9 protein-coding genes and 1 pseudogene are annotated in these 7,473 nt (G+C 72.5%); all 10 read right to left on the bottom strand.

Annotation, left to right across the window (positions count from 1 at the left end):
• Positions 1-392, bottom strand: a pseudogene (locus OGL88_RS13525) (hypothetical protein); the annotation flags it as partial.
• Complete coding sequence (locus tag OGL88_RS13520; RefSeq protein WP_263091718.1) at positions 389-1,132, bottom strand: C40 family peptidase; 744 nt, start codon at positions 1,130-1,132, stop codon at positions 389-391. The pseudogene OGL88_RS13525 and the gene OGL88_RS13520, both read right to left, overlap by 4 nt.
• Complete coding sequence (locus OGL88_RS13515) at positions 1,132-1,560, bottom strand: flagellar export protein FliJ (RefSeq protein WP_263091717.1); 429 nt, start codon at positions 1,558-1,560, stop codon at positions 1,132-1,134. Before OGL88_RS13515 ends, OGL88_RS13520 begins: the two co-directional genes overlap by 1 nt.
• Positions 1,560-2,903 (bottom strand): FliI/YscN family ATPase, encoded by a 1,344-nt coding sequence (locus tag OGL88_RS13510; RefSeq protein WP_263091716.1) that lies wholly within the window; start codon positions 2,901-2,903, stop codon positions 1,560-1,562. The genes OGL88_RS13515 and OGL88_RS13510 overlap by 1 nt, the downstream gene beginning before the upstream one ends.
• On the bottom strand, positions 2,900-3,562 hold the full coding sequence (locus OGL88_RS13505; protein WP_111086346.1) for a FliH/SctL family protein: 663 nt from the start codon (positions 3,560-3,562) through the stop codon (positions 2,900-2,902). Before OGL88_RS13505 ends, OGL88_RS13510 begins: the two co-directional genes overlap by 4 nt.
• Entirely contained in the window at positions 3,555-4,616 is a 1,062-nt protein-coding gene (gene fliG, locus OGL88_RS13500) for a flagellar motor switch protein FliG (protein ID WP_240347290.1), read from the bottom strand. Before fliG ends, OGL88_RS13505 begins: the two co-directional genes overlap by 8 nt.
• Complete coding sequence (fliF, locus tag OGL88_RS13495) at positions 4,613-6,286, bottom strand: flagellar basal-body MS-ring/collar protein FliF (RefSeq protein WP_263091715.1); 1,674 nt, start codon at positions 6,284-6,286, stop codon at positions 4,613-4,615. The genes fliG and fliF overlap by 4 nt, the downstream gene beginning before the upstream one ends.
• A complete protein-coding gene (gene fliE, locus OGL88_RS13490) occupies positions 6,286-6,621 on the bottom strand; it encodes a flagellar hook-basal body complex protein FliE (RefSeq protein WP_263091714.1) in 336 nt (111 codons plus the stop codon). The genes fliF and fliE overlap by 1 nt, the downstream gene beginning before the upstream one ends.
• Positions 6,621-7,016 (bottom strand): flagellar basal body rod protein FlgC, encoded by a 396-nt coding sequence (locus OGL88_RS13485; protein WP_240347289.1) that lies wholly within the window; start codon positions 7,014-7,016, stop codon positions 6,621-6,623. The genes fliE and OGL88_RS13485 overlap by 1 nt, the downstream gene beginning before the upstream one ends.
• A complete protein-coding gene (locus OGL88_RS13480; protein WP_111086349.1) occupies positions 7,013-7,357 on the bottom strand; it encodes a flagellar basal body rod protein FlgB in 345 nt (114 codons plus the stop codon). Before OGL88_RS13480 ends, OGL88_RS13485 begins: the two co-directional genes overlap by 4 nt.
• Positions 7,358-7,473: the final 116 nt, after the last annotated feature.

Genomic DNA, 7,473 nt, shown 5'->3' with positions numbered 1-7,473 from the left:
GTCGCCGTCACCGTCACCGGTGTGACCGTCTCGGCAGGGGCCGTCACCGCGACCGGGAGCATCGGGACCGGGGCGGGCACCGTCCCTGCGAGCGGGAGCGTGAGCGCCTGAGCCTCCCCGGCGGCAGCGGACGAGCCGTCAGCGGCAGCCGCCACGTCCGTCCCCGTGGTGGCCGTGGCGGCGTTCGGCCGCGTGGTCGAACCGGTGTCGTCGGCTGCGCGGGAGTCGTCCCGGCGCCCCGGTGCGCGCTCGCCCGCGCGGCGATCGGTCGCGGCGGCCGCGGACAGGGCGGCGTCGAAGGAGCCGGCCCCTGCAGGGTCGGCGCTCGCGCGGGTCGGCGCCGCGGTGCTCGTCGGAGCCGGCGCGGGCTGGGTGGCGATGGTCAGGCTCACGCGGCGCTCCCGGACTGCATCATGGCCAGCAGCGCGGCGGTCTGCAGGTCGGTGGCGCTGCTCGCGGCGGTGGTCGCGGTCGTCGCCGGGGTGGCGGACGCCTGCGCCGGCACGATGCGGCGGATGGTGGCGATGTCGGCGTCCGAGTACCAGTTGTCGACGATGCGGACGTCCTTGCCGGGGCGCGGCGCGTGCAGCACCTTGCCGTCGCCGACGTAGATGACGACGTGGCCCTCACCCTTCGGGATGATCAGGTCGCCGGGCTGTGCGTCCTTCAGGGAGCCGACCTCGACGCCCATCTTCGCCTGGTCCGGCACGACCCGCGGCATGGTCACGCCGAGGTCCTTGAACACCGTCTGCACCAGGCCGGAGCAGTCCATGCCGGCGGTCGTCGTGCCGCCGAACACGTAGGGCACGCCGAGGTACTTCTTCGCGTCCGCGACGACGTCGGACCCGGTGGCGCCGCTGCCCGTGGCGAGCGTGCCCGCACCGGCGTCGACGGACGTTGCGGGCGCGCTGCTGGTGGTCGCCGCAGCGGCGGCAGCGGCGGCAGCGGCGGTCGCGGTGCCGGTACCGGTGTCCCCGGTCGCCGTGGCCAGGGCGTCGGCGAAGGCGCTCGACGACGCAGCCGACGACGCGGTGGACGACGAGGCAGCCGTCGCGGCCGCGGAGCCACCACGCAGGGTGTCGATCTGGGACCGGATCTCGGAGATCCGCGAGAGCACCGCTTCGACACTCATCAGGCACCACCTTCCGTGCGGCGTCGTGCCGCGATCTCGTCGAGGGCGTTCTGTTCGGTGCGGAGTTCCTCGGCGGCCTGCTCGGCGGCGTGCTTGCCCTCGAGCTTCTCCAGGCCGACCGCGGCACGTCGTGCGGCGGTGTACTCGTCCTGCGCACGGTCGGCGTCCGCGCGGCGGGTCCGGACCACGGCGTCGAGCTCCTCGAGCATGCCGCGGGTCGCAGCACGCGCAGCGGCGACGGCGCTCAGGGTCGCGGCGTCCTCGATCGGCTGCACGCCCTCGGCGTCGGCGAGGCTGCGGCGCGCGGCGATCCGGGCGTCGGCGGCGTCGCGCACGCGCTCGTTCGCGGTGGCGAGCGAGGCAGCGGCGCGGTCCTGTTCGGTGTGCCGCAGGCGCAGGAGCCCCGCGAGGGGGAACCGACGGGCCATCACGACACCCCCAGCTGCTGCACGAGACCACCGAGGCGCTGCCAGGACGCGTCGGCGGTCGCCCGCTCGTCCATCCCCTGGCGCAGGAACGCGTCGATCGCGCCCTGGTGGTCGACGGCGGCGTCGACGAGCGGGTTCGAGCCACGCTGGTAGGCGCCGACGTCGAGCAGGTCCTGGGCGGCGGCACGCGCGGCCATCACCTTGCGCAGGATCGTCGCGGCAGCGCGCTGCGCCGGGTCCGTCACCTTCGAGGCCACTCGGGACACCGAGCCGAGGGCGTCCACCGACGGGAAGTGCCCGGTGATCGCGAGCTTCCGGTCGAGCACGACGTGACCGTCCAGGATGCTGCGGGCGGCGTCGGCGATCGGCTCGTTGTGGTCGTCGCCGTCGACCAGCACGGTGTACATGCCGGTGATGCTGCCGACGCGGTCCGTCCCGGCACGCTCGAGCAGCCCGGCGAGCACCGAGAACGTCGACGGCGGGTAGCCCCGGGTGGCCGGCGGCTCCCCCACCGAGAGTCCGATCTCACGCTGCGCCATCGCGACGCGGGTGAGCGAGTCCATCATGAGCACGACGTCCTGGCCGGCGTCGCGGAACGACTCGGCGATGCGGGTGGCCACGAAGGCGGCACGCAGACGCATGAGGGCGGGCTCGTCCGAGGTCGACACGACGACGATCGAACGCGCGAGCCCCTCGGCGCCCAGGTCGTCCTCGAGGAACTCGCGGACCTCGCGGCCACGCTCCCCGACCAGCGCGATCACGTTGACGGCGGCGTCGCTCCCCCGGGCGATCATCGACAGCAGCGAGGACTTGCCGACACCGGAGCCCGCGAAGAGCCCCATGCGCTGGCCGCGGCCGACGGTGGTGAGGGTGTCGAGCACCCGCACGCCGAGCTGCATCGGGGTGTCGATGCGGGTGCGTGCCATCGCGTTCGGGGTCGCGTGGTCGAGCGGCACCCGGTCGACGGGCTCACCACCGGCACCGACGAGCGGGCCGCGGTCGTCGATCGGCCGACCGAGCCCGTCGAGCACACGGCCGAACAGCCCGGCACCCGTCGGCACGAGCACCGGGCGACCGGTCGAGCGTGCGGGGGTGCCGGCGGTGACACCGGTCAGGCGGCCGAGCGGCATGCAGCGCACGCCGGAGGCATCGGTGGCGACGACCTCGACCGTGGTCGGCTCGGAGCCGTCGCGGCCGACCGACACCAGTTCGCCGACGTGGGCGTCGAGCCCGGCGATCGTCAGCCCGAGGCCGACGGCGCTCGTGACGACACCGACCCGCTGGGGTGCGGCCTGCCGCAGGGCGTCGTCGAGCCCGCGGGGCCGGAGCAGCGTGGCGCTCATTCGGACGCCCCCTGCAGGTCGACACCGAGTGCAGTGCGGGCGCGGTCGAGTGCGGTGGCGATCCGGGCGTCGAGGATGCCGTCCGGCAGGTCGACGACGGCGTCGCCGTCCCGCAGCGCGGGATCCGCGACCACGGGCACCGGCAGGTCCACGTCGGCGACGCGGGCGGCGTCCGCCGGGCTGAGGCGGACGGCCACCGGCACGCTGCGGTCGATGGACGCGAGCGCCCGCCGGACGGTGGTCTCGGCGCCGGACGTGATCCGGGCCTCCCCTCCGTCATCGGTCCCGACCGCCGGACGGGAGGCACGGATCTCGTACCCGACGATCGCCTCGGCCAGGTCCGTGGCCGCGCTGGCGACGGAGGCCTCGGCGTCGCTGAGGACGGGCGCGACCGTGGACAGCATCGCGTTCGTCGCGGCGTCGAGGACGGCGATGCGGCGGACGGTGTCCGCGCGCAGCGACGCGGTCAGCGCGGCGTGCTCGGCCTGCAGGCGGGCGCGCAGGGCGTCCGTCTCGGCCTGCGCGGCGCGGAGCCCCGCGGTGTAGCCGGCGGCGTGGCCGCGGACGTCCGCGCCGGACGCGCGGTCGGTCGCGGCGGCGGTGCCGATCGCGGGGAACGCGATGCGCTGCACGGTGCCGGCGGTCGTGGTGTCAGTCAACGAGCTCGTCCTCCTCGGCACGGTGCACGGTGATGACGCCCTGTGCCTCGAGCTCGCGCACGGAACGGACGACCTCGGCGCGCGCCTCCTCGACCTGCGAGACGCGGACCGGGCCCATGGCCTGCAGTTCGTCGTCGAGCAGCGAGCGGTTGCGCTCGGACACGTTCGCGCGGATCGTCTCGACGACGGGTCCGGCCGCACCCTTCATGGCGGTCGCGAGGAGCTTCGAGTCGATGCCGCGCAGCACCTGCTGGATGTCGCGGGACTCGAGCTTGACGATGTCCTCGAAGGTGAGCATGCGCGAGCGGATGTCCTCGGCGAGCTCCGGGTCGCGGGCCTCGAGCCCGTCGAGCACGGCCTTCTCGGTGGCGACGTCGGAGCGGTTGATGATGTCGACCAGGGGCGCGATGCCGCCGACGACCTCGACGCTCTCGCGCGGCGACACGACGGCGCCGGCGCGCTGCCGCAGGACACCGGCGACGATCCCGACAGCCTCCGGGGTCGCGCTGCCCATCGTGGCGAACGCCTGCGCGACGTCGGTGCGGACGCGCTCGTCGACACCCGCGAGGACGGCGCTCGCCTGGCCGGGCTTCAGGTGTGCCAGGACGAGGGCGATGGTCTGCGGCAACTCGCCCTCGAGCAGGGTGATGACCTGCCCGGGCTCGGCATCGTCGAGGAAGTCGAAGGACTGGCCGGCCAGGTTCGAGGCGAGCCGGTCCATCACGCCGGCGGCGCGCTCGGCGCCGAAGGACGCCTCGAGCAGCCCGAGGGCGGTCTCCTTGCCGCCGCGCTTCTGCAGCCGGCCGCTCATCGTGATCCGGTGGAACTCCGACATGGTCTGGTCGACGACGGTGTCCTCGACGCGGCGCATCCGGACGATCTCGGCCGAGATCTCCTCGGCCTCCATCTCGGTGAACTGCTTCATCACCTCGGCAGCGCGGTCGGTGTCCATCTGCATGAGGATGAGCGCGACCTTCTGGGCACCGGTCAGCGCACGGTCGTTCGACCCCTTGCCGGTGCCCGGGCCGCCGGCGCTCGGCATCAGGGCGCTCACACCGGTGCCCGGTCGTCGAGCAGCCCGCGCAGGAGCTCGGCCGTGCGCTTCGGGTCGCGTTCGGCCAGCGCGGAGATGTCCTGACGGCGGCGCTCGGCCGTGATCTCGTCGGTCGTCAGCACCTCGGTCGGCGGGTCGCCGGCGGGCATCGTCGACAGCACGGCGGTGGGGGCGTCGCCGGCACCGAGGGTCGCGCGGTCGGCAGTGCCGTCCATCGCGAGGGGCAGCTGGAACGTCTCGCCGGCGAAGGCGTCGAGTTCGCCGAGGTCGACGGCCTCGCGCTCCTGCTTCCGGCTGCGACGGGCGATGACGAACATGACGGCGATGAGCGCGAGCAGGATGCCGATGACGATGCCGGCGGTGCGGATCGACGACCACAGGGCCTCCTGCTGGTCGGCCTTCTGCTGCGCCTCGAGGGCCTTCGCGGCCTGGTCGGCACCACTGGTGTCGAAGTCCATCATCGCGACCTTGACCTGGTCGCCGCGGGCCTGGTCGACACCGGCGGCGGCCGACACCAGGTCGTTGATGCTCTGCAGGTTCGCGTTCTGCACGGCGTCGGCCTTCGAGTTCAGCGCGACCGAGATGGTCTGCCGGTCGAGGGACCCCGACGGGATCTGCGTGGTCTCGGTGGTGTGGTCGACGGCGTTGTTCTTCGTCGCCGACTCGTTCTTGTAGCCGTCGTCGCCGGTCCCGCTCGTGGCGGTGCCGTTCGGTACGGCGATGTTGTCCGGGCCGAGGACCCCGGTCGCGCCGCTCGAGGCGCCCGCGGCACCCGAACCGTACTGCTCGGTGGTGCTCGACTCGTTGAGCGCGACCGGACCGGAAGTCGGGGTGGTGTAGCTCTCCGACGTACGGGTGCCGGACTCCTGGTTCATCGTGCCGGAGACCACGACGGTCGCGTTGCCGGCGCCGAGGGTGGTGTCGAGCAGGTCCTGGATCTTCTTGCTCGTCGCGGCGTCGTAGTCGGCGGCCTGGTCGGCACCGCTGCCGGTCGCCCCGGTCCCGACGGCGGACAGCGTCTGCCCCTTGGCGTCGACGACCGAGACGTCGGTGGTCTGCATGCCCTCGACCGCGGCGCTGGTCAGGTGCACGATCGCCTGCACCTGGTCGGTGCTCAGCTGCGTGCCGTTGTCGGTGGCGATGAACACCGACGCCGTCGGGTCCTTCTCCTCGGAGACGAACACGGACTTCTCCGGGATCGCGAGCTGCACGGTCGCGGTCTGCACGCCGTCCATCGCGCCGATGGTCTTGGCGAGCTCGCCCTCCATCGCCCGCTTGTAGGTGACGTCCTGCTGGAACTCCGAGCTCGTCACACCCATCTTGTCGAGCAGCGAGTAGCCGCCCTCGTTCGACGACGGCAGCCCGTTCGACGCGGCCTTGAGGCGCTCCGAGTACACCTGCGCCTGCGGCACCAGGATCGTCGCGCCGCCGTCGGTGAGCTGGTACGGCACCCCGTCGGTCTGCAGCTGGTCGGTGATGGAACTCGCGTCGGCGGCGGCCAGCCCGGTGAAGAGCGGTGCGTAGGACGCCTTGCCGAGCCACGACGCCAGGGCGATCCCACCGAGCACGAGCGCGGCGATCACCAGGATCGCGATGGTGCGCTGGGCGGCCGAGAAGCCCTTGACGTACGCGGACAGGCGCGCGAAGACGTTCTTGACGGCGACGGGCATCAGGCCTGCATCCTCATGATCTCGTTGAAGGCGTCGACGCCCTTGTTGCGGACGGCGGAGACGAGCTCGAGCGTGACCTGCGCGCGGGTGGCGGCGATGGTCGCGTCGTGGATGTCGTCGAGGTTGCCGGTGACGGCCTTGAGCGCGAGGGTCTTCGAGTCGCTCTGCAGGGCCTGCAGCCCGTCGACGGCGTTCCCGAGGCTGGCGGCGAACCCGCTGCCGTCGGTGCTCGTCGCGCCCGCAGCGCCGGCGACGTCGCTGGAGGTGCCGGACACACTGGTCAGTGCGTTCGTCATCGCGTTGGTGGTCACACCGTTGACGGCGTCGATGGGCATCAGTTCTTCCCGATCTGCAGTGCCGCCTCGTAGGCGGTCTTGGCGCGGTCGACGACGGAGGCGTTCGCCTGGTAGCCACGCTGGGCCATGATGAGGTCCGCCATCTGCGTGCCGAGGTCGATGTCCGGCATCCGGACGTACCCCTCGTCGTTCGCGAGCGGGTTGTCCGGGTCGTAGGTCACGCGGCCGGCGGCGCTGCCGAACGCGGCACCCTTGACGTAGGCACCGGACACGCCGTTGCCCTCCTGCACCTCGACGTAGCGGGCCTGGAACGCGGTGTCGTCCATCGACTTCACGGTGTTCGCGTTCGCCATGTTGTCGGCGACGGCGTCGAGCCACTTCCGGTGCACGGTCATGCCGGTGCTCGCGATGCCGATCGCGTCGAAGGTCGTCACGAGTTCGTCCGCATCGCCGCGCGGACGCTGGTGAGCTCGGAGTTCATCGCCTGCGTGGCGAACTGGTACCGGAGCACGGTGTCGACGTTGGAGAGCGTCTCCTCGTCGAGGTTGACGTTGTTGCCGTTCGTGTTCGTCGGCTCGAGGCTGCGGGCGACCGTCGGCGCGGTGTTCCCGCTGCCGTCGGTGATCGACTTCGCCAGGGCGTCCTCGAACTGGACCTTCTCGGCGTGGTAGCCCGGCGTGTTGATGTTCGCGATGTTGTTCGCGATCACCTTCTGGCGCATCGACAGGCCGTCGAGTGCGCTCTGCAGCGCGACGCTCGTCACGGAATCGAACACGGTGGTCCCCTCGTCAGGCGTCGTCGATGCGACGTCGCCGTGCGGTGGTGGCCGATCCGTGGCCGAACTGGTGAGCGATCCGTGCTCGTGTGGCGCTATCGGTGCCCGTCCCAGGC

Source organism: Curtobacterium sp. RIT-PI-V, from assembly GCF_025642935.1.
In the GTDB taxonomy this organism is placed as follows: domain Bacteria; phylum Actinomycetota; class Actinomycetes; order Actinomycetales; family Microbacteriaceae; genus Curtobacterium.
Note: the sequence above shows the minus strand (reverse complement) of the source record. Positions and strands in the feature narration are given on the sequence as shown.

Coding starts and splice junctions, on each gene's coding strand:
- fliF (WP_263091715.1), bottom strand. CDS start 6,286: ATGCCCGTCGCCGTCAAGAACGTCTTCGCGCGCCTGTCCGCGTACGTC.
- OGL88_RS13510 (WP_263091716.1), bottom strand. CDS start 2,903: ATGAGCGCCACGCTGCTCCGGCCCCGCGGGCTCGACGACGCCCTGCGG.
- fliE (WP_263091714.1), bottom strand. CDS start 6,621: ATGCCCATCGACGCCGTCAACGGTGTGACCACCAACGCGATGACGAAC.
- OGL88_RS13520 (WP_263091718.1), bottom strand. CDS start 1,132: ATGAGTGTCGAAGCGGTGCTCTCGCGGATCTCCGAGATCCGGTCCCAG.
- OGL88_RS13515 (WP_263091717.1), bottom strand. CDS start 1,560: ATGGCCCGTCGGTTCCCCCTCGCGGGGCTCCTGCGCCTGCGGCACACC.